Source organism: Paraburkholderia podalyriae, from assembly GCF_014397785.1.
Classification (GTDB): domain Bacteria; phylum Pseudomonadota; class Gammaproteobacteria; order Burkholderiales; family Burkholderiaceae; genus Paraburkholderia; species Paraburkholderia podalyriae.
In genome coordinates this window covers 1-21077 of record NZ_VZQQ01000033.1, presented here as the reverse complement: position 1 = coordinate 21077, position 21077 = coordinate 1, and the positions used below count along the sequence as shown (strand labels likewise).

At 60.7% G+C, this 21077-nt stretch carries 20 protein-coding genes and 3 pseudogenes; 17 read left to right on the top strand and 6 right to left on the bottom strand.

All coding sequences use genetic code 11. The features are described from left to right. Nucleotides 1–412: 412 nt before the first annotated feature. Nucleotides 413–1991, bottom strand: a pseudogene (locus F6X42_RS43480) (IS3 family transposase). Nucleotides 1992–2559: 568 nt separating this feature from the next. On the opposite strand from F6X42_RS43480, the gene F6X42_RS28550 reads away from it, so the two are divergent. Next, complete coding sequence (locus F6X42_RS28550) at nt 2560–2976, top strand: cupredoxin domain-containing protein (RefSeq protein WP_187637397.1); 417 nt, start codon at nt 2560–2562, stop codon at nt 2974–2976. A gap of 432 nt (nt 2977–3408) precedes the next feature. Here the strand turns inward: F6X42_RS28550 and F6X42_RS28545 are convergent, their stop codons facing one another. Then, on the bottom strand, nt 3409–4587 hold the full coding sequence (locus tag F6X42_RS28545) for a TIGR03118 family protein (protein ID WP_187637396.1): 1179 nt from the start codon (nt 4585–4587) through the stop codon (nt 3409–3411). Between the two features lie 392 nt (nt 4588–4979). Beyond that, nucleotides 4980–5428, bottom strand: a pseudogene (locus tag F6X42_RS28540) (recombinase family protein). 268 nt (nt 5429–5696) lie between these two features. Here F6X42_RS28540 and F6X42_RS28535 point away from each other — a divergent pair. From F6X42_RS28535 to F6X42_RS28490, 10 genes and pseudogenes are all read left to right on the top strand, one after another. After that, nucleotides 5697–6677, top strand: coding sequence for a chromate resistance protein ChrB domain-containing protein (locus F6X42_RS28535; protein WP_187637395.1), 981 nt, complete (start codon nt 5697–5699; stop codon nt 6675–6677). Beyond that, nucleotides 6674–7848: pseudogene (locus tag F6X42_RS28530) on the top strand (chromate transporter). The gene F6X42_RS28535 and the pseudogene F6X42_RS28530 overlap by 4 nt, the downstream one beginning before the upstream one ends. 35 nt (nt 7849–7883) lie before the next feature. Next, nucleotides 7884–8462 carry a superoxide dismutase gene (locus F6X42_RS28525; protein WP_222945756.1) on the top strand — a complete coding sequence of 193 codons (579 nt, stop codon included), beginning with the start codon at nt 7884–7886 and terminating at the stop codon, nt 8460–8462. A 41-nt stretch (nt 8463–8503) separates the two neighbouring features. Beyond that, nucleotides 8504–8821 (top strand): hypothetical protein, encoded by a 318-nt coding sequence (locus F6X42_RS28520; RefSeq protein ID WP_187637393.1) that lies wholly within the window; start codon nt 8504–8506, stop codon nt 8819–8821. Between the two features lie 52 nt (nt 8822–8873). Next, nucleotides 8874–9302 (top strand): chromate resistance protein ChrB domain-containing protein, encoded by a 429-nt coding sequence (locus F6X42_RS28515; protein ID WP_018420361.1) that lies wholly within the window; start codon nt 8874–8876, stop codon nt 9300–9302. After that, entirely contained in the window at nt 9289–10545 is a 1257-nt protein-coding gene (locus tag F6X42_RS28510; RefSeq protein WP_187637392.1) for an MFS transporter, read from the top strand. Before F6X42_RS28515 ends, F6X42_RS28510 begins: the two co-directional genes overlap by 14 nt. A 109-nt stretch (nt 10546–10654) precedes the next feature. After that, nucleotides 10655–11578, top strand: a complete 924-nt coding sequence (locus tag F6X42_RS28505; RefSeq protein ID WP_187637442.1) for a DUF1259 domain-containing protein — start codon at nt 10655–10657, stop codon at nt 11576–11578. Nucleotides 11579–11657: 79 nt separating this feature from the next. Next, nucleotides 11658–12704 carry a YncE family protein gene (locus F6X42_RS28500; RefSeq protein ID WP_187637391.1) on the top strand — a complete coding sequence of 349 codons (1047 nt, stop codon included), beginning with the start codon at nt 11658–11660 and terminating at the stop codon, nt 12702–12704. Then, complete coding sequence (locus tag F6X42_RS28495) at nt 12701–13864, top strand: DUF3182 family protein (protein WP_187637390.1); 1164 nt, start codon at nt 12701–12703, stop codon at nt 13862–13864. Before F6X42_RS28500 ends, F6X42_RS28495 begins: the two co-directional genes overlap by 4 nt. Then, the gene (locus F6X42_RS28490; protein ID WP_187637389.1) at nt 13854–14630 is read left to right on the top strand and encodes an alpha/beta hydrolase family protein; all 777 of its coding nucleotides are present in this window, start codon (nt 13854–13856) and stop codon (nt 14628–14630) included. Before F6X42_RS28495 ends, F6X42_RS28490 begins: the two co-directional genes overlap by 11 nt. 72 nt (nt 14631–14702) lie before the next feature. Here F6X42_RS28490 and F6X42_RS28485 read toward each other — a convergent pair whose 3' ends face one another. Next, the gene (locus tag F6X42_RS28485; protein ID WP_187637388.1) at nt 14703–15131 is read right to left on the bottom strand and encodes a hypothetical protein; all 429 of its coding nucleotides are present in this window, start codon (nt 15129–15131) and stop codon (nt 14703–14705) included. A gap of 263 nt (nt 15132–15394) precedes the next feature. On the opposite strand from F6X42_RS28485, the gene F6X42_RS28480 reads away from it, so the two are divergent. Genes F6X42_RS28480 through F6X42_RS28465 form a run of 4 tightly spaced genes read left to right on the top strand, consistent with a single transcriptional unit; the run spans nt 15395 to nt 17438 of the window. After that, entirely contained in the window at nt 15395–15895 is a 501-nt protein-coding gene (locus tag F6X42_RS28480) for a DUF4142 domain-containing protein (protein WP_187637441.1), read from the top strand. A gap of 28 nt (nt 15896–15923) precedes the next feature. Continuing rightward, nucleotides 15924–16268 (top strand): cupredoxin domain-containing protein, encoded by a 345-nt coding sequence (locus F6X42_RS28475; RefSeq protein WP_246530258.1) that lies wholly within the window; start codon nt 15924–15926, stop codon nt 16266–16268. A gap of 13 nt (nt 16269–16281) precedes the next feature. Next, nucleotides 16282–16983 carry an RNA polymerase sigma factor gene (locus F6X42_RS28470; RefSeq protein ID WP_187637387.1) on the top strand — a complete coding sequence of 234 codons (702 nt, stop codon included), beginning with the start codon at nt 16282–16284 and terminating at the stop codon, nt 16981–16983. Between the two features lie 20 nt (nt 16984–17003). Further along, nucleotides 17004–17438, top strand: a complete 435-nt coding sequence (locus F6X42_RS28465) for a hypothetical protein (RefSeq protein WP_312892930.1) — start codon at nt 17004–17006, stop codon at nt 17436–17438. Between the two features lie 61 nt (nt 17439–17499). Here F6X42_RS28465 and F6X42_RS28460 read toward each other — a convergent pair whose 3' ends face one another. Then, nucleotides 17500–17961 carry a hypothetical protein gene (locus F6X42_RS28460; RefSeq protein WP_187637385.1) on the bottom strand — a complete coding sequence of 154 codons (462 nt, stop codon included), beginning with the start codon at nt 17959–17961 and terminating at the stop codon, nt 17500–17502. Nucleotides 17962–18489: 528 nt separating this feature from the next. Here F6X42_RS28460 and F6X42_RS28455 point away from each other — a divergent pair. Further along, nucleotides 18490–19317 carry an MlaD family protein gene (locus F6X42_RS28455; RefSeq protein WP_187637384.1) on the top strand — a complete coding sequence of 276 codons (828 nt, stop codon included), beginning with the start codon at nt 18490–18492 and terminating at the stop codon, nt 19315–19317. Next, nucleotides 19314–19922 (top strand): ABC-type transport auxiliary lipoprotein family protein, encoded by a 609-nt coding sequence (locus F6X42_RS28450; RefSeq protein ID WP_187637383.1) that lies wholly within the window; start codon nt 19314–19316, stop codon nt 19920–19922. The genes F6X42_RS28455 and F6X42_RS28450 overlap by 4 nt, the downstream gene beginning before the upstream one ends. Here F6X42_RS28450 and F6X42_RS28445 read toward each other — a convergent pair. Then, a complete protein-coding gene (locus F6X42_RS28445; RefSeq protein ID WP_222945753.1) occupies nt 19919–20470 on the bottom strand; it encodes a cytochrome b in 552 nt (183 codons plus the stop codon). The two genes, F6X42_RS28450 and F6X42_RS28445, sit on opposite strands and share 4 nt — an antisense overlap. Between the last annotated feature and the right edge of the window lie 607 nt (nt 20471–21077).

Genomic DNA, 21077 nt, shown 5'->3' with positions numbered 1-21077 from the left:
CGCGTAACGCAAAATTGGCAACGATTCATTTGCGCGCCGGCGGCCTTCCGAGGGCCGCGGGGGTGGCGGCAACACCTCAACGAGGGGCAAGCTTCAATTGAGCGTCTTCGTTCAGTTCGCTGTGCCCAACAACATCCTGAGGCGTGAGACTGCGCCCGCATTCTGGACAGGAAGGACGATTCTCCGCGAAAAGCTCGTCAATCCCCTCGTAAGCGCCGCCACTCGACAGATCGCGCAACCATGCGTGATACCAGCCCGCGGGCGGCGTCGGATCGTAGGTTTGGACTATCGACCCCCTATGGCCACAAGTGCAGGCAACATATGTAAAAGTGTGGGTTTTCATGCGGCGCTCCCGGTTCCTTGGAACGCCGCACGGTAAATTTCACGCTAGATGTCGCCTCAACGATAAAATTCAGGCGGCTTTTTGCTCCTGTCGGTGGTCGCGTTTGATGGGTTCGAATTTATCTGTCTGATCGGGATTCAGATGGACCGTGTGTACGCGCTTCCAGTTTCTCGTGGGGCCTTTCCAACGTAGCGGGTTGCGCTGCTTTGCTGCTTCGTAGAGCGTCGCGCGACGATCCAGAATCTGCTGGTCGAGGTTGGCGTGCCGCTGGGCCGGCGTGACGAAGCGGATCGCGCTTTGACGATGTTCGTGGTTATACCAGCGCACCAACCCGGTGACCCAGGCGCGCGCGGCAAATAGAGTGTCGAACGCCCTGCAGAGGATAGGCTGGCCGATACTTCAGTGTTTGAACAACGACTCCGAGAACGGGTTGTCGTTGCTCACGCCCGGTCGACTCAATGACGGTATGACACCCAGAGCCTGCAGAGTGGCGAGCATCGTGGCGCCCTTCATCGGGCCGCCGTTATCCGAATGCAGGATCACCTGACCCGGTTTGATCGCTTCACGCGCACACAGGTCCTTCAGGAGCTCGCTGGCCTGGGTGCTGCTCTCTTCGGCATAGACCTGCCAGCCAACGACCATCCGACTGAACACGTCCATGAACAGATAGAGATAGAAATACTGCCCACGAACCGTCGTCGGCAAGTAGGTGATGTCCCAGCTGAACAGCTGATTGGGTGCATCGGCACATACCGCGCGTGGCTTGCTGCAGGCGCGGGCCGGTCGTTCACTGCGCCGGTGGGCGAGCTGTTTCTCTTCGCGCAGTACCCGGTAAAACGTCGATTCCGACGCGATGTAGCGTTGCTGGTCGGCCAGGCGTGGCACGATCTGGCTCGGCGGCAGATGAGCGAATTCGGCTGAGTTGGCCACCGCCAGCAGTTCGGCGCGTTCCTCTGCAGACAGCTTGTGGGCGGGTTCATGGCGGCGCAAGGTGCGCCCATCCACCGCGTCAGGACCGCCGCCTTGCCAGCGCTGCACGGTGCGCGCGCGCTTAACCCCAGCATGGCACACGCGCGTGCCTGACGAGCCCCGGCTGTAGTCGCCTCACCGATCAGCTCCCGCAATGTCGCGCGCTCTTCAAGGGAGGTCATTCGTCCTCGTCCCCGAACAGCGCCTGATACTTTTTTGAAAGTACCAGCAACGCAGCGGCCTCCGCTAAAGCCTTTTCCTTGCGTTTGAGTTCGCGCTGCAGTTGCGCGTTGGCCTGTTTCAGCTCGCGCATCTCTGGAGCGTTTGCACGTGCGCTGCTCGCGGTGCTGGCCGAGCAGAACTGGGCGCGCCACTGGTCCAGATGATGGGCAAACAGGCCCCGTTCGCGGCACCACGCGTTCAGCGCCTCGTCGCTCAGTCCATGGCTCTGCTGCAAGGCCAGCAGGCGCTCTTCCAAAGACCAGTCTTCCGGGCGCCGTGCATCGATTGGCCCCTGGTTGCGGTTTGCGGCGTTAGACACGCGGATCCACTTCCTCAAGGTTAATACGTTCATGTTCAGTTCCGAGGCAACCGTTCCTACGGACCGGTTGCCTCGTTGCAGGACCTTTGCCAGCGCCTGCTCCCTGAATTCGACAGAATACGTCTGTTTGGCATTCAACCTGCACCTCTGAGTTCTTCAAATCAAGAAAATTCAGAGGCGACATCTAGTGTGACGCAGGGGGCTCCACCACACGCGCCAAAATCGACTGCAGAAAGGATTCTTCGCCGCGAGCTTCGCCAACTCGCTTGACCCTCGCGCGGTGCGATGGCGGAGCACCGCAGCGCTCACGATGAGCCGACGTGTGCGGCGATGCGAATCCCGCGCGTTCGCGATCGCGAGGCTCCGTTCCCAGAGCCGTCTCCGGCATTCCGTGGAATATTTCGAAGTTCCCCCGCGTTCTTGTAGCGGAGTCGAAGTGCAATGGTGTTCACGGGTTTTCGATCTGCGATCCAGTCGAGCCTGTTGGCGCCATTGCGTGAATGTCGAGCTGTCCCCGCCACGAAGCACCGGTATGGACAGGCCATGCGTGCGGTGCCGGTTCCTACCCATGCATTTCGGCGAGCTGCTTGCTTAAGTCTACTCACTATCGAGAGAACACCTGACGCGGAGGCGCTCGGCGCCGATGTCCCCGACACTGTGCCCGGGCACGTCCTGCGGCAACGTGGACCGTTCAAGGAGAAACATCATGACCGACAGATACCATGCTGCGTTCGTGCTGAGCGCGGTTGTGCTCGGCGTTGCTCCGCTAGGCAGTCACGCGGACGAAACGATACAGGTGAAGCTGACTGACACTACGATTCAACTTGATCCCGGAAGCGCAAAAGCAGGGCGCATCACGTTCGACGTGAGCAACGTGGCGAACGGCAAAACCGAACATGAACTCGTGGTGCTGAAGACCGACACGGACGACTCGCATCTACCCATCCACAAAGGTCAGGTCACGGAAAGCAAGTTCAAGAAGATGGGCGAGGTGGAAGACGTGAAGCAGGGTGCGAGCAAGCGCCTGTCGGTGAAGCTCGCACCTGGACATTACGTGCTGATCTGCAATCGCCATGGGCACTATGAGATGGGGATGCATGCATCGCTGGTCGTAGCGCGTTGATGAGGGCAACAGGCGTGTCCGCTGGCGGTTGCATCTCAGCTGAACGATCGCGTGGATCGAGCCCGAGGTCTCGTCACCGCATTGAGCCGGGCCGCGTAGCCATCGCTGGGCGGCCTGGCGGTGCCCACTTGTCCACCGTTTGTGCAACGCGCATGTCCCACTTTGCCTCAGCACCGGGTCGCGCTGGAGCGGGAGAGGCAGAACCTCTGGCGGCGCGACCGTTCATCGCCCGATCGGCGGATTGGCGGATTGGCGGATTGGCGGATTGGCGCGTTGTGCCAACACGCCGGCCAGTTTTTCCCGGTAGTCAGTCCCCGGGACCTCGTCACCGTCAGGAAGTGGCGAGGGTGCACCGCGATGGGGCTGCAGGTGCCCTGACGCGGACAAGGTGAGCATTTACCTCACCGTCAGGAAGCCCCGCGCGACTGCCGGCTATTCCCTGTGCTCATGTGCCTTGGAGGCGCTTGTTGGAGCTATGGTACCGAAAAGTCCATTGACCTCCTTGTTTGGACCTGCCGAGAAGTACACCGTGTCCGGGCTCGAGTTGCGACCGCCACCGAGCGTCAGAGTCCACAAGCCGTCGATAGCCAGTGGATTGCCGTTCGCATCCTCCAGCTGATCGACGAACGTGCCATCATCGTTGAAGACATTGATTCGCCCATCGCCAAAGTTGCCAATAAGGATTTTGCCGCTGAAGCGGCCGAATGCAAACGATGCGCGCATGATTCCCCATGGTGAGTTGAGCGGCCCTCGGCTGGCGAAGCGGTGCAGCAGGTGACCGTCTGTATCGAATACATCGACGAATCCATGACCATTGCCTGCAACATCGTCGTGCTTCTCATCGTTCTGCTTCGCATAGGTGACAAAAAGGTCGCCGTCGATGTTCGCAATGCCAAACGGCGCGTAGCCGGCCGGGATGTGTCGGTCGGTAAAGCCGCCGTCCGTCGTCGCGGGCGTGAACAGGCCATTCGCGCCGCTCGCCCCGAATACATCGATCCGCCCCGAGCGGAAGTTCGTCGCAAAGAGGAATCCGCCTTTCGCGTTCACACCGAAGACGAGACCTTTGTAGACGGCCCCATTGGCGGCGGAGGGAGAGGATGAGTTATCGGCCGCGATCACGGCGTGGTCAGGCGGATTTAACCCACCGGCCCAGGCGGAAATCGTGCCGTCCTCAGTCGCGAAAATGAATGCGGCCGGGATATTGGTACCGGGCACGAGAAATGCCGATGAGGGATTCCACACGATTCCGGTCGGCGCCGCAGGCGCGGTTTTATGTGCATTGTTGGGAAGGACGGGACTACAGGCGCTTTTCGGTATGACATTGCCTGGCAGCGGGATGGAGACCTGCAGCGGCAACTTTGCCCCCTCGCCGTCATACAGCGTGGAGCAGCCTGTGGCATTGTCGTTGACCCAGAAGGGACTGGCTGCCGGACTAAAGGCAATACCCCAGGCGTTCTGTAGTACCGGGTCGGGCTTCGGTGCAGCGCCTGCCACGTTGGACACGAGTGGTGTGACAACGTATGTATCATCGTCAGCGGCATGCCCGATTGTGAAACCGGCGGCGAGGACGACCACGGCCGCCGCTTTGAGACCCCACGAGACCTGAGACATGACTACTCTCCTTAGCTACCGGTGAAAAGATGCTTGAGTTGGCGCCAGAGGAGACTAAACGACCGCTGTACTTCAAATATTCCCGCTGTACTTCAAAAAATCCACTTGCCACCCGGTCGAATGGCGCGATAGGTCGACCGTGGCCCTTCGACTCGATTCATGGATCAGAACGTGATTTAAGCAAGCCACTTTGAGTGAGCGGGTCCTCTGACATCTCCACGATTAAGCTAAGTCGCTCCCTCATAGGGACAGCTGGAGTTGTAGCCATATCTCCTGCCATTGTAGAAACGAGGCAAGGCAATCGGTTCGGCGACGCAAGGCGTCGCGCAGTCGAAAAAATGGTAGCAAACGATAACCTTCCCTCCGGCCAAAATTCGTTCCCAGCGCGCCAGTTACGCGACCGACAAGGCCGGCTTACGACCGCGATAGGCGCCACGGTGCCGCGCCAGGGCGATCCCCTCACGCTGGCGTTGGCGAATCAGCGCGCGCTCGAATTCCGCAAAGGCCCCCATTACCGACAACATCAGATTCGCCATCGGCGAATCTTCGCCCATGAACGTCAAACATTCCTTGGCGAACTCGATCCGCACGCTGCGTTGGGTCAGCGTCTGCACGATATGGCGCAGATCATCCAGATTTCGGGCGAGCTGGTCCATGCTGTGCACTACTAGCGTGTCGCCGCTGCCACGAACGCCATCATCGCGTCGAGCTGCGGCCGCTTCGTGTCTTTCCCCGACGCCTTGTCGGTAAAGGTGCGATCAACCTCAATTCCGTCGAGCTGGCGCCCGGCGTTCTGCTCGAACGAGCTGACCCGGACGTGGCCGACAAGCTGACCGTTCATGGCGAATTTCCGACGAAGGTGTCAGGCTGAAATCTATGACTTCGGCATCTCCGCGTCAAACAATTGCCATGACAATCCTTTCCCGAATCTGACAGTCTTGCCTGACATCAGGTTACGTATACATCAATCTGACGGTTGGGGATCTTCCCCCGGCGCACGGTCGATCTCTCCGTATTGCCGCGGTCAAACCGCACCGCGCCGACGGCACATCCAGGACGTTTTAGAGGTTAGCTTGTAGATGGAGCTACCATGTTGTAGGCTAATCTACATGAATACAATCTCAACCTGGTCGCTCCTGGTGCTGACGTTGCCCACAGAAAACGCCACGGCCCGCATGCGGTTCTGGCGCGCGCTGAAGGCAAAGGGCTGCGCGGTGCTGCGCGACGGCATCTACCTGCTTCCTTACACCGAAGAACGCGAGGACATGTTGCGCGAACTGGCCGGCGCCATCGCGGACAGCAGCGGCACGGCCCACCTGTTGCGAGCGCCCAGCCTTGACACATCCCAGGAAGCCGAATTCCGCGCGTTGTTCGATCGTGGCGACGACTACGCGAACTTCGTCCGCGCGCTCGCCGACGCGCGCAAGACGATCTCGGGTCAATCCGCCGCCGACCTGGCCCGGCTGCTGCGTCGGTTGCGCAAGGACTACGAGACGATCGTCGCAACCGACTATTTTCCCGGCGATGCGGCAACGCGCGCTGAGGCGGCCTGGCAGGACTTCGTCGCGCTCGTCGATACGGTGCTGTCGCCCGGCGAGCCGCACCCCGCGCAACGGACTATCCGTCTGCTGCCGCTTGACGAGTACCAAGGCCGGACATGGGCCACACGCCAGCGCCTGTGGGTCGATCGCGTGGCAAGCGCATGGCTGATCCGGCGCTTCATCGATCGGGACGCACGCTTCATCTGGCTCACGTCCCCCGATGCGTGTCCCACTGATGCGCTGGGCTTTGACTTTGACGGTGCGGCCTTCACGCACGTCGGCGATCGCGTGACATTCGAGGTATTGGTTGCGAGCTTCGGCCTTGACAAGGACCCGGCGCTGCTGCGGCTCGGTGAAATGGTTCACGCACTCGATGTCGGCGGAGCGCCGGTGCCCGAGGCGGTTGGCTTTGAAGCGGTGATGGCCGGTGCGCGCGAACGTGCGCCGGATGACGAACAACTGCTCGATGAAATGAGCCGCGTACTCGATTCGATCTACACGCACTTTGCGGCGACCACAAAAAACGGCAGCGCGGGGAGCCGCTCATGAACACCACTGCAGCGACGGCGCCTGGCTATACCCTGGGTCAGATGATCCTGTACATGCTGCGACTGGGCACGTTCGGGTTTGGCGGACCCGTAGCGCTCGTTGGCTACATGCACCGTGATCTGGTCGAGCGGCGGAGCTGGATCAGCGACGCCGACTACCGCGAGGGGCTGGCGTTGGCTCAAATGATGCCGGGACCACTCGCCGCACAACTCGGGATTTATCTCGGCTATGTGCACTACCGTGTCGTCGGCGCGACGCTGGCCGGTATCGCCTTCGTCCTGCCTTCGTTCCTGATGGTCGTTGCGCTGGGTTGGGCCTACGCCCATTTCGGCGGGCTCTCCTGGATGCAGGCGACTTTCTATGGCGTCGGCGCCGCAGTGGTCGGCATCATCGCGATGAGCGCATACAAGCTGACCATGAAGACCATCGGGACAAACAGACTCCTGTGGGCGATCTACCTGACGCTCGCGGCGGTGACCGTTATCACCGAATCTGAAATCGCGTGGCTCTTTATCGTGGGCGGCCTGCTCAACTGGTTCTGGCGTGCTCCTCCGAAATGGCTCAGCAAAGGTGGGGTGAACGCGCTTGCAGCGACACAGGCGCCCACTGTGAGCGGCGTCCTCAGCGGTCTGGATCTGCCACTGCTCGGCCAGATCGGCCTTTTCTTCGCCAAGGCCGGCGCGTTCGTGTTCGGCCCAGGACTTGCAATTGTGCCGTTCCTCTACGGTGGCGTCGTGACTGAACACCACTGGCTCAACGACAAGCAGTTCGTTGATGCAGTGGCGGTCGCGATGATCACGCCGGGCCCGGTCGTGATCACGGTCGGTTTCATCGGTTACCTGGTCGCGGGCTTTGCCGGCGCCTGCGTCGCCGCGCTCGGGACCTTCCTGCCCTGCTATCTGTTCACGGTGCTGCCCGAGCCGTACTTCAAGAAATACGGCAAGCTGCCCGCCGTCAAGGCTTCGTCGACGGCATCACGGCCGCAGCGATTGGCGCGATCACCGGCTCGGTGATCGTCATCGCGCGAAGGTCCATCGTCGACTGGCTCACTATCGCGCTCGCGCTTGCCACGGTTCTGCTGCTGTGGCGTTTCAGGAAGCTGCAGGAGCCTGTGCTTGTCGTGGCAGCCGCACTGGTCGGCTTGATTGCCTACCCGCTCCTGCATCACTGACTGTCACGTCAAAGGAGACGCTCGTGACCCACTCAATGAAACCGCTGGCCTGCAATCCCGCCAGGCTCTCCGGCCTGTCGGAAAAACTGATCGTCAGCCACTACGAGAACAACTATGGCGGTGCAGTAAAACGCCTGAACGCCATCACTGACCAACTGGCCGCGATCGATGTGGCGAGCGTGCCCGTCTTCGTACTGAATGGACTCAAGCGCGAAGAATTGATCGCGACCAATTCGATGATCCTGCATGAGACGTACTTCGAGTCTCTCGGCACCAGCGACCCGGTGAAGGGCGCACTTGAAGCCGCGCTGGTGCGCGACTTCGGCGGCGTCGAGCGCTGGCGTGCTGAATTCGGCGCAATGGGCAAGGCGCTGGGCGGCGGCTCGGGCTGGGTCTTGCTGACATACTCGGCACGCCTGGGCCGGCTGGTCAACCAGTGGGCGTCCGATCACGCGCATACGCTGGCCGATGGCGTGCCCATTCTGGCGCTCGACATGTACGAGCATTCGTACCACATGGACTTTGGCGCCAAGGCCGCCGCCTACGTTGACGCGTTCATGCAGAACATTGATTGGACGCGGGCGGTGACACGGTTCGAGGCGCTGGGCATCTGAGCGATACGGGCCGCACTGTCTCGCGCGACAAGGAGCACATCATGTTGATTTGTACCGGGCAGTTAGCCATAGCGAGCATTGTTGTTTCCGTTTGCCTGACGCTGGTCGGTTGCAAGGAGAAGCCCGTCGGGGAGCGTCAGCAGGAAACGGTCAGCCTGCCGCAACTACCGCCCCCGGTCAAAGCCACGATCGATCAGCAGGCACAGGGCCGCACTATCGGCGAAATCGAAAAGCAGACCGCCAGGGGCACGACGCGCTATGCCGTCGCGCTGGGCTCCCGTGACCAGAAGCAGGAACTGCTCATCGACGAAAGCGGCAAAGTAGTCGCCACCAACGCTGGGGAAGAAGACGACGACTGAATGGTGCCAATAGCCATACTGCGTGCCGTCAGCGGCAACGCGGGAGCACATCATGAAATGGGTCACACGCGAACGCCCCAAAGTCGATCGGATCGCATGTCCGTGGCTGATCGTCAACTTCATTGACAAGGACGCCGAGTTTCTTTATGTGCCGCGAGATGATGTGTTGCGGGTGGCGAACGAGACCGGTGCGATTCCATACGATGTGCCAAACGTTGAACTTGGACACCACGGCGAGCTGTGCAGCTTCGACGCGTTCCTGCAGAAGTACCAGCTGAGCGAACCCGCCTTGCTCAAGCTCGCCCGCATCGTGCGCGGGGCGGACACCAGCCGGCTCGACCTCGCGCCCGAAGCGAGCGGGCTTTACGCGATTTCTGTCGGGCTTTCGCGTCGTTTCACCGACGATCACGATCAGCTGCGGCACGGCATGATCGTCTATGACGCACTGTACGCATGGTGTCAGGGCGATGCGCGCACCTGAGGACGCGGCGTTGACCGCAGGTGGCAGTCGGGTCCCGCGGTGGCTGCTGCCGGCGGGGGTGCAGCCGAGCGCGCTGTTCCTGCTTGTCGGCCGCGGCTTGCGCGGTTTCTGCGACGGCTTTATCGCCGTGCTGCTGCCGGCATACCTTCTCGCTCTCGGTTTCGGGGAGCTGGACGTCGGACTGGTCAGCAGCACGACGCTGATCGGATCGGCCCTGGCGACGATCGCGGTCGGCATGCTCGGCAATCGCTATGCGCCGCGTCGCATGCTGACTTTTGCGGCTGGCCTGATGGCTGTCACCGGCATAGGCTTTGCCGGCCTGTCTGCGCTGTGGCCGCTGCTGATCGTGGCGTTTGTCGGGACGCTCAACCCGAGTTCGGGCGATGTCAGCCTGTTCCTGCCGATCGAGCAGGCGCGACTGGCCGAATCGGCGACGGGCGACGCACGCACCGCGGTATTCGCGCGCTACAGCCTGGTTGGAGCGCTTTCCGCCGCCGTCGGCGCACTGGTCGCGGCACTGCCCGACTGGCTGGCGTCGCACACGGGCATGTCATTGCTTGTCGGCATGCGCGCCATGTTCGTCCTCTATGCGCTGACTGGCGTCGCGCTGTGGTTGCTGTATCTGCGCTTGCCCAGGCCGTCCGCACCGACACGCGCTCCGAGTGCGCTGCTTGGTCCGTCGCGCGGAATCGTCACCCGCCTGGCGCTGCTTTTCAGCGTCGATGCGTTTGCGGGCGGCCTGGTGGTGAACGCGTTGCTGTCGCTGTGGCTGATGCAACGCTTCGGTCTTTCGCTCGGTGCGGCGGGCCGGTTCTTCTTCTGGGCCGGGCTCCTGACGGCGGGCTCGCAACTCGCCGCGGTACCGCTGTCGCGCAAGATCGGCTTGCTGAACACGATGGTGTTTACCCACATCCCGGCAAGCCTCTGCTTGATCGCCGCCGCGTTCACACCGTCCTTGCCGCTGACGTTGGCGCTGCTGCTCATTCGCAGCGCGTTGTCGCAAATGGATGTGCCGACCCGCACCGCCTATGTGATGGCGGTGGTAACGCCCCCCGAGCGGCCGGCGGCGGCAAGTTTCACCACGGTACCGCGCAGTCTCGCCGCAGCGCTGGGACCGACGCTGGCGGGAGCACTGATCGCATTGGGCTGGGCCGGTGCGCCGTTGCTTGCGTGTGGTGTGCTCAAGATTACCTACGACCTCTCGCTGCTTGGCGCATTTCGTCACGTCAAGCCCGACGGCTAAGCCGAATGAAACAGTTCCGTGCCCACAATGCGGGCGGCCGGCACGCTCTCTGGATCTGATAACGGCGTCGCTTGCATTGCCCGCTGTTAATTCAAAGGAGGACATCCTGATGTCATCGCTGAAATGTCTCTCGCGTGCATTGCTGATCACCGTTGGCGCCTGCGCCGCTGCGACCTCGGTACTGGCCGCGCAACCAGCCGCTCTGGACACCGGTCGCATCGAACAGATCACCGGCCTGAAGGGCACGTATTCGAAACAGGAAGACGTGTTCAAGGTAACGAAACCGCGCAACGACGTGAAAGTCCAGGTCGACGACTGGACGATGCCGCCATTCATGGGGTTGACCTCCTATGCGGCATTCAAGCCGGCACATGGCTCGCAGGTCATGATGATGGGCGACACCGTGTTGTTTGAAGACGAGGTGAATCCCGTCATGAGTGCCGCGCTCGATGCCGGACTGGAGGTTACGGCGCTTCACAACCACTTCTTTTTCGATCATCCGAAGGTCTACTTCATGCATATCGGTGGCACTGGGGACGTGGCACAGCTCTCCGAGGGTGTCAGGAAGGTCTACGACAAGATCGGAGAGATCCGTTCCGCGCACGCGGATCCGGAGAACATCTTTCCCGGACACATCGCCAGCCCGAGCAGCATCAGCCCCGCGCCGCTGGAGGCGGTGTTCGGATCGAAAGGCCAGACGAACAACGGCATGTTCAAGGTGGTCATCGGGAAAACAGCCAGCATGCACGGCGCTACGGTCGGCAACGAGATGGGCGTCAACACCTGGGCTGCATTCGCTGGCACGGACGACGAAGCCGTCGTGGATGGCGATTTCGCGATGCGTGAAAGCGAACTGCAGGCCGTGCTGAAAAGCATGCGCGCATCCGGAATCAACATTGTCGCGATCCATCAGCATATGACCGGTGAAACGCCCCGCGTCCTGTTCCTGCACTACTGGGGCAAGGGGAAGGCTGTCGATCTGGCAAAGGGCGTCAAGGCGGCTCTGGACGCGCAGAGCGCAAGCACGCGATAACGGTGCACGGCACTCTAGATGCGTGATGCCACCGCTGCCGCTTGCGTGCAGCGGTGGTAATCGCGCGTGGGAGGGTTTCATGAGAACCTTGCAACACTGGCGCTTCCGTCCAGTTGTCCTGTCGTACCCCGTCCTTCTCGTTCTATCCGCAGTTGCAGGCGTTCTGCTGTACATGGTTCCCCCCGCTGCCGGGGAAGAAGGAGCCCATGGCCTGCCACTGACGCATGTCGCCGACATCCCGTTGCCGGGTCGCGCCACCCGGCTCGACTATGAAAGCTACGATCCCGCTCGCCATCTGCTGTTCATCGCCCACCTCGGCGACGGGGAAGTGATCGCCTTCGATGTGGGTGCGTCGGGCGTGATCGCACGCATTGCTGGTGTCTCATCCGTTCACGGCGTGCTCGCCATTCCCGAACTGTCCCGCGTGTTTGCTTCAGCATCAGGAACGGACGAAATCGTCGCCATCGACGAAGCGACGCTCAAAATAGTCGCGCGCATGCCAGGTGGACGCTACCCGGACGGGATGGCATACGCGCCGGAGGTGCACAAGCTCTACGTATCAGACGAGACCGGTAACACTGAGACGGTCATTGACGTCCGAAGCAACCAGCGTGTCGCGACCATTCCGCTCGGCGGTGAGGTTGGCAATACGCAATACGATCCGCGATCGCAGCACATTTTCGTCAACGTTCAGACACGCAACGAACTCAATGAAATTGACCCGGCCGTCGACAGGATCGTTGCGCGTTTCGGGCTTCCGGGAGCCGAACACAATCATGGGCTGCTGATTGATTCTCAGGATCGGCTCGCCTTTATCGCTTGCCAGGGAAACGACAAGCTGCTCGTTTTCGATATGGAAGCACGGCGAATTATCCAGTCGTTCGGAATCGGCCGCGACCCGGACGTGCTCGCGTTCGATCCGGCACCGGGCACGCTCTATGTGGCGGGCGAAGCTGGCATTGTTTCGATGTTCAGCGTCAGAGGCGCGAATATCAAAAAGATCGGTGAGGGCCGTCTCGGGCCGAATGCGCATGTCGTTGCCATCGACCAGGCTACACACCATTCGTTTTTCGCGCTGAAAGACGTCGGCGGAAGTCCGGTGCTTCGTATCATGTCATCGCAATGACGCTACCACCCTTCGTAGGCGCGAGTTCCGCGGCGCCAGCGTTGCCAGTCGTCCTCCTGTATCGCAAGGGACCCAAGGTGGCCCCACGTGGTCACGAAGCCGACACGCTTCGGGAACTCGCGCGACAGATCGCGGAGCTGAAAGGCACGCAGCTTGCGGGCGAATTCGACGAAGCATGCGCCTATCCGGCACATCGCTATCTCATTCCCGACGACACGCTGACCCTTGCGGACGCGCGCAAACTCGGCGTGCGATCCGTACGCGATCTGTATGGTGGCGTCGTGCCGTTTCCCTTTGTTGCGACGAAGCTGATTGCGCATGGCCTGCCCGATGATGCAAAGGTTTCGCCGCCCGGCTGGTCACATGCGTTCAGCTCGCGTACGGCCTCACTGGTATTGCCGGGGTATTCGGCGTTTTCACGCGACGATGCACGCAACGCCGCGCGCATCCTGTTGGAAGGCGGCCGCGTGCGCGTCAAGCGGCCCTATGGAATCGGCGGCGCTGGGCAGACGCTGGTTGCGAACCGCGACCAACTGGAGGCGGAGCTCGATGCGCTTGGCGATGAGGCGCTGCGAGAAGGCATCGTCATTGAGCGGCATCTGGATGCGATTGAAACATTCAGCGCTGGCCAGATCGAGATCGACGACATGATAGCGAGCTACTACGGCGTGCAGCACCTGACCGTCAACAATCACGGCCACCGTGTTTATGGCGGCACGGATCTGGCCGTGGTGCGAGGCGGCTTCAATGCGCTTGTGCGGCTCGAGCTGCCGGAAAACATACGAGAAGCCATCGCGAAGGCGCGCGCATTCGATGCCACTGTGCACAGCGACTATGCCGGGTTCTTTGCATCGAGGCGAAACTACGACGTGGCGCGCGGTTTCGATGAAGCGGGCGTCCTCCATTGCGGCGTGCTTGAGCAGTCCTGGCGCGTCGGTGGCGCAACGGGTGCCGAGATCGGTGCACTGCGCACATTCAGAGCCGAACCGCACGCGCATCTGGTGTACGCATCGACACGCGAGATCTATGGAAAAAATGTACGGCTACCCGCTGGGGCGTGCGTGGTCTACAGTGGTGTCGATGCGCACGCTGGTCAAATCACGAAGTACTACACGCCAGGCGGGGAACGCCGCAAAGGAGCGTCGATTGATGACAGCTGACCGTTACCAGCTGCAGATCAAGGTCGAACATGGCCATCTCGACGGCACAATGCTTGTGCCGAAAGCGACCGTGCCCGGGGCACTTTTCGTGCACGGATGGGGCGGCAACCAGGGACAGTATCTCGAACGCGCGAGGCAGGCGGCGGCCATGGGCTGCGTATGCCTGACATTCGACCTCACAGGGCATGCGCGTACGCAAAGCGAACAACAGACGGTGACGCGCGAGACGAATCTCAACGATCTGATTGCTGCGTACGATACGCTGGCTGCACATCCGCTGATCGACCGCGATTCGATCGCGGTGATCGGCAGCAGTTATGGGGGCTATCTCGCGGCCATCCTGACGGAGTTGCGCCCCGTTCGTTGGCTCGGTCTGCGCGTGCCCGCGTTGTATCTCGACGACGGCTGGACCACGCCGAAACGCGCGTTGCATGTCGAGCACGATCTTGTCGAGTATCGCAAGCGCATCGTGCCGGCGAACGAAAACCGGGCGTTGCGTGCCGCCGCGAGCTTCAATGGCGACGTGCTGCTGGTCGAATCGGAACACGATGAGATTGTTCCGCACACGGTCATCGCCAGCTATCTGCAGGCCTTCCTGCGCGCGCATTCGCTGACGTATCGCATCATCGAGGGCGCCGATCACGGCCTCTCTGACGACGGCAGCCAGCGCGCGTACACGGCGCTGGTTGTGAACTGGCTGGCGGAGATGGTCGCAGGCTTGCGCGCCGGCAGCAGCGGCGCGGCGCCGGGTCATACGGAAACCTAGGCGCAAATTCGTCGCCGAGGGGCAACGTGTCGTGGTTCCAGCCTCCGCAGTGTTGGGTGTGCGTCTTGGGCGCTATTTACCGGCTCCGGCCGATGCAATACAGCTAATCGCAAGCGTGCTGGCGTTCGCCTCGGGACTGACGGCGGCGGTATGGAATTCATGCATGCCGCACCTCCATTCAGCCAGATAGTCCTTCTTGCATTCAGACAATGGATTGTCCGTGCGCCGGTCTTTTATGACATATCGGCATGACATGCGACCACCGCATTCGGCCGCAAGGTGGCGGGTATCGTTACCGTGGCGCACCCCGCAGCTACCGCCGTAAGTGCCTGAAACAATCGCAATGGTCTGCGCGACTGCGGTAGATGCTAGCGAAACAAGTACAACGGTGAGCGTCGCGGAGGCCAATTTGCGAAGTTGGACTGTCGTCTGCCGCTTCGGGCAGGCCGGGCAAGTTGCGGAGCCGCGCGGAAAAATGAAAGGGGCTTCATGATGGCGCATGAAGACCTCCAGCGCGAAAAAACCTGAAAGCGACCCGCTTCAGGTGTTGACATCCAGGATTGTAGGACCGCAAGGCGGTAATGCAAGAACGCTTGCTCCGGCGGCTGCTGAACCAAAGCTCTTGCGCGGAACGGGATTCCCAGTCGTGACATCTATCTACATACGCAACGTCGCGTTAGGCTGGCTCGGGTCGTTCCGGGCTGGTTGGAGACATCCACGGAGATACCATCATGAGATTAATTAACCCAAGCTGGTGAGGCGTCCTGGCCCTGATCAGTGTCGCTGGCTGGGCGCAAAACGCCGGGCCAACCGATCCGCAGATCGCGGCGATCGTGGTGACGGCCAATCAGGTCGACATCGACGCAGGCAAGCTCGCCGAGTCGCGGTCGAAGTCGACGGACGTGAAGGCATTTGCCCAGCAAATGATTACCGACCACAGCGCGGTCAACAAATCGGCCGCCGATCTCGTGCATAAGCTGAACGTGACACCCGAGGAGAACGCAACAAGTCAGAGCCTGAAGAGTGGCGGGGATGCGAATCTCGCGGCGCGCAGGAAACTGGATGCTCACGCATTCGATCGCGCCTACATCGACCACGAGGTGGCGTATCACGAAAGCGTTCTTGATGCGCTCGACAAAAGTCTGATACCGAATGCAAAAAACGAAGAACTGAAAGCGCTCCTTGTAAAGGTTCGGCCGGCCTTTGTCGCGCACCTCGAGCACGCCAGGCACTTGCAGGCGTCGCTGGGAAAAAGCGGTGGATAGGCGAGGGTGCGCTGCCGGAGTCGAACTGATGACGGGCCACGTTCGGTCGGCTGGCATCGCGCTGGCGTGCAAGGTCGTCACCTGTGCCATGCTGGCATCCGCTGGCAACGTGCTCGCAGCGCCAGAAACCTACGTCGTCGCTGTGGAAGACATGCGCTTCAGTCCGGCAACACTGAATGTGAAACGCGGGGATCGCATCGTGTGGATCAACAAAGACCTGTTTCCCCATACGGTGACCGCTGATAACCGTGCATTCGACTCGGGGAGCCTTGCCGCGAACGCGTCGTGGTCTTATGTCACCGGCAGGGCCGGCACTTATCCATACGGATGCAGCTTCCACCCGACGATGCACGGCTCCCTTACTGTGCGATGAGAGGCAGCACGCAATGACGAACACAAGTTACTTATCTTCCGCGCCCAACGGTGATGACCTGTCCCTCGCTGGACGCATTGCCGCAGGCGACCACCCGGCGTTCGAACTGCTCATGCGGCGACACAACCGGCGCCTGTATCGTCTGGCACGCGTGACGCTGCGCGATGACGCGGAGGCCGAGGACGCGTTGCAGGAGGCGTATCTGTCGGCTTACCGATCCATCAGCCGGTTTCGTGGGCAGGCCTCCTTGTCCACCTGGCTGTCGCGGCTGGTCCTGAACGAATGTCTCGGCCGGTTACGACGTGCTAACCGCAGGCAGAACATCATCCCCATGGTGACTTCGAACACAGCTGACATTGAAATGGACACCACGCCACTACCTGACTCTGCCTCTCCGGACAACGCACTGGCACGCGCCGAGATGCGCGCGCTCATCGAGCGAAAGCTCGATGCGTTGCCGGAATCTCTGCGCACGGTATTCGTGCTCCGGTCGGTGGAAGAAATGAGCATCGACGAAACTGCGCAATGTCTGGGGATTCCCGAGGCCACGGTCCGCAGCCGGCATTTTCGGGCGAAGAGCCTGCTGCGTGAATCGCTGGCCCACGACATCGATCTTGCCGAGTGCGAGCTTTTCGAGTTCGCCGGTACACGTTGCGACCGGATTGTTCAAAACGTCATGGCCCGGATCGCTGGGAACGAAGATCCTGGGCGCTGACGGTGTCCGAGTCCGCGTTCGTGACGAAGCGAATCGCTCCGACGGACGACATCACTGACATTGTGAAGGAGATTTCAATCATGGAACCTGGCCTGATTCTGAAGACCGCGACGGTATTGCTTGCACTTGGCGCACTCGGTGGTCTGTTGATGGCCGGTATGCGCTTTGCCGGACGGCCCCATCCTCCGGCGTGGCTTGCGATGCTGCACGGTGTGCTTGCCGCCTCCGCGATCACACTGCTGGCCTATGCCGCCGCAACGATCGGACTACCAGTGCTGGCGCTTGTCGCACTTGCCTTGTTCCTGATCGCGGCTGCCGGCGGTGCGGTTCTGAATCTTGGCTATCACTGGAAGATGATCGCCCTGCCAAAGTGGTTAATCCTCGTCCACGCTGGCATCGCGGTGTTCGGATTTGTGCTGTTGCTGGTCGCGACATGGACGTCGGCGCGCGGATGAGCCCCCGGTGTCGGTAAAAAACGAATGATGTCCGTTGACCAGGGTGGTTGCTGGCTTCCTGTTACTGCGCCGCATTTCTGGTCTTGTACAGATAGCGTCGCAACCGGGCGCAAACCGGCGAGTAGGCTGGCCGTGACGGGTGCATTAGCCCGTGGCGATCGGATCGCTGTTGCGCCCAAGGCCGCATGTCGGTGCAGAGATAGATCAAACGTCTGAGGATCAAGACGGCGTCCATTTCCGTGCATAAGTGACCTGCCTTGTTGCAGATCGGGACGTAATGACCCGGTGAGAACCTGAGTATCAGATGGTTGCTCGTGCCGGACGCCACGTCTTCCGCCTCGCCCATTTTCTTGAACAGGCTTTCGGGGATCTGCTGGTTCTTTGCCGGTAACGGGTCGTCGGCCAGATCGGTCTTCGCCACGACCAGTTCGTGCTTCGTCTTATCGCCAGCAGCATCAGTCACTGCGAACGTGACTGTTCCCGCCTTGACGCTGCTCCTGTCGAGCCGGATCGATTGATCCACTGAGGATGGATTATCCCGGTGCCGCAGAACGTTTACCAGTTGGAAACGGGTGTCAGAAAGCGCCAGCGAGCTAACGGGTACCTCTGTTCCTGTTAGCCTTGGGCCGGAAGCCGGAAAAGGATGTTCGCCTTGACGGCATATGATATATGCGAGGCGCGAAGTCGGGTAATGCGCGCCAGTCGCGCGCACAGGAGCTCAAGATGAAAGCAACCAGGCTGGTAGTGGCCTTCCTCATGATTCTGTCGGTCACCTTAACGGGATGCCCGTCAAACGCGGGCACACATGACAGCGGTGCGGCGGCGAGCAGTGGCAGCAGTAGCAGTAGCAGCAGTGGCGGCGGATATTAACTACTACAAGGTCGCCACGAGCTCGATGCCGTCAGGATTCGGACGCTTACGCATGCCAGACGGGTGGCAGGTCACGATTCAGACGGATACGAGCCGGTGAGTTGGGCCAGTCGATCATCACGGACCACGCTTTGCGCCGGCCCCAGACCTGCGGCTGGCGAAGTCATGGAGGAGATGTGCGATGAAAGACGATATCGGCACGAAGGCCAGGCTCGCGTTCGTGGCGTTGCTGCTTGTGGTGACTGTCGCTGGGGCGGGCTGGTATCTTTTTTCCGCAAGCCAATATGCGACCTACCAGATCGATACAGAGGAGTCCGTCTCCGGTCTCATTGCCGATGCCCCAGTCGAATTCCACGGCGTCGATGTGGGAAAGGTGAAAAGCATCAGGCTGGTCAATCCGCACTCGGTGGACATCGTGCTGACTATCGACAAGACGGCGCCGGTTACTTCGGCGAGCGTAGCCACGATCACATCCCGAGGCCTTGCGACACGAGGATTTACAGGCTACGTTTATATTTCCATCGAGGACGTCGGCAACGATTTTCGGCCGTTGGCCCCACGGCCAGGCGAGCCCTATCCGATCATACCGACGGCGCCATCGAAAGCCGTGACGCTCGATACGACTATAAATCAGGTAAACGAAAACGTTCGCGTCATCACCGAACTGCTGGAATCGATACTCGACAAGACAACCGTAGCATCGCTCAAGCAATCAGTCGACAGCTTGCAGAAAGTCACCACGGTGCTGGCGGAAAACACCGGGAAACTGAACGCTATCGTTGCTAACACCGAACGCGCCAGTCATCGTTTCGAGCCGCTGCTGGAGTCGAGCCATGACACCGTGACAGCGCTCCAGACGCAGATCTTGCCGGAAGCGCACAAGGCGCTGTCCAACCTTGACAATCTGTCCAGTTCCGTCGCCGACGTAGCGGCCAGGATCAATCGCGACCCCTCAATCGTGATTCGCGGCACGGCACCGCCGGCACCCGGGCCGGGCGAACGGAAATGAAAATCGACAAGGGCAGGGCGACTTTCATCGCACTATGCGTCGTCGCGTGGTCGGCCTGCACTCTCTTCTCGCCGGTCAAGATGGATATGAAAAAATATGTGTTGGAGAATATCCCGCTTGATCTGCCCAGCGAACGGCCCCATCCTGCGACCCTGCTGGTGCTGATCCCCGAGGCCGAGCCGATCTACGCCACAACGCAGATGGCTTATACGACCCAGGCGCATCAGATCGCGTACTTCAGCCAGAATGAATGGGCGGAAACACCGCCGCGGATGATTCAGCCTTTAATCGTCGAGACACTTCGGCAGACCCGCTATTTCAGCGATGTTCTGTCCGCCCCTCACTTCGGCCACCACACTTTCGTGCTTCACACCGAACTCTTGACGCTTAAGCAGGATTTCACTTCGGACCCCGCGATACTGCAGTTCGCGATGCGCGTCTCTCTTAGCCTCGAGGCAACGAATCAGGTGATTGCGACGAGAGAATTGTCGGTGCGGGTACCCATGCGAGACGGGAACGCCGCCGCGGGAGTCGCAGCGGCCAATGAGGCTATGGCAAAACTATTGCGGGAACTCGCCAGTCTCGTGGTCGAGAAAGCACATTAAGGCAACATTCTGCGTAAAGTATCGTCCTTGCGTACGAAATGATGCATCAGCGCCGCGCCCACATGAACGAATATCAAAAGGATCAGTACGTAAGCGAGCCATTTGTGGATGTCGATGAGTCGTTGAAACAGATAGTCGTCGCGAGGAAGGAAACCGGGTAGCATGAACAGGCCGAAGAACGAGACCGGGATGCCAGCGGCAGAGGACATCAGCCAACCAGTCACCGGCAACGCGAACATCATTGCGTAAAAGCAAAGATGGACGAATCGGGCGGCGATTTTTTGCCATTGAGGCAGATCTGCAACCAGTTGCGGCAGTATCTGGGTTAGCCGCCAGGCCAACCGCGCTGGGAGTAACACGAGTACCGCAAAGCCGATCTCCTTGTGGTAGAGAATCAGCACGATCTTTCTCGTGTCGAACCCGGCATCGGGAAGCCTGACCATGTAAAGGCCCAATGCCAGAAGTCCAATGATAAGAACCGCCATTGACCAGTGGAACAGGATCGCGACCGCTCCGAAGCGCTCCTCGGTGTTCTCAATCGGCATCATCGCTCGCGTTCCGTTCATTAAAGGTCGCATCGATGCAGGGCCGCGGAACCACCGGCCTCCGGTCAACGCCACCAGGAGTCGTTGGCTCACGACCAAACGTTGCTCATGCCTTTGCCGGCTGCAGACTTCCCGCCCGGACGGTGCATTTCGGACTCGAATGGGTTCCGGGCGCTGATCATCCGGCCCGCCTGCGTACCATAGGAAAACGTTCAGCGCGGTGGGCTTATTCCCGTGTGCCAGCGTCCCGTCGGCGGCCGACGACCCGGCTGCCGCCGGCGACCTTCCGTTGACGCTGGTCGTCGATCTTCCGCTGGTGGCCGTGCAACCCGTCTTGATTACAAAAGCTTTGACCCCGGGCGGCAACTGCCATTTATCGCTCACCCCGGTGACGGCGCGGTGATTGCGTTCGACACGCTTCGCCCAACGGTGGTTCTCTGAGAACTGTGTTGCGCGACTGTTTGAACAGAAATCTGCAATATCTGCGTATTTCGGTGAACGTGACCGCTGATTTCGGGAACGTGACCGATTCGGCGAGGTTGGGCGTTGCGCGGTTTCGATTGTAGAGTTCCTCCCTAGTTTTGGTCGAGTTCTGGTTCCAATACACTGG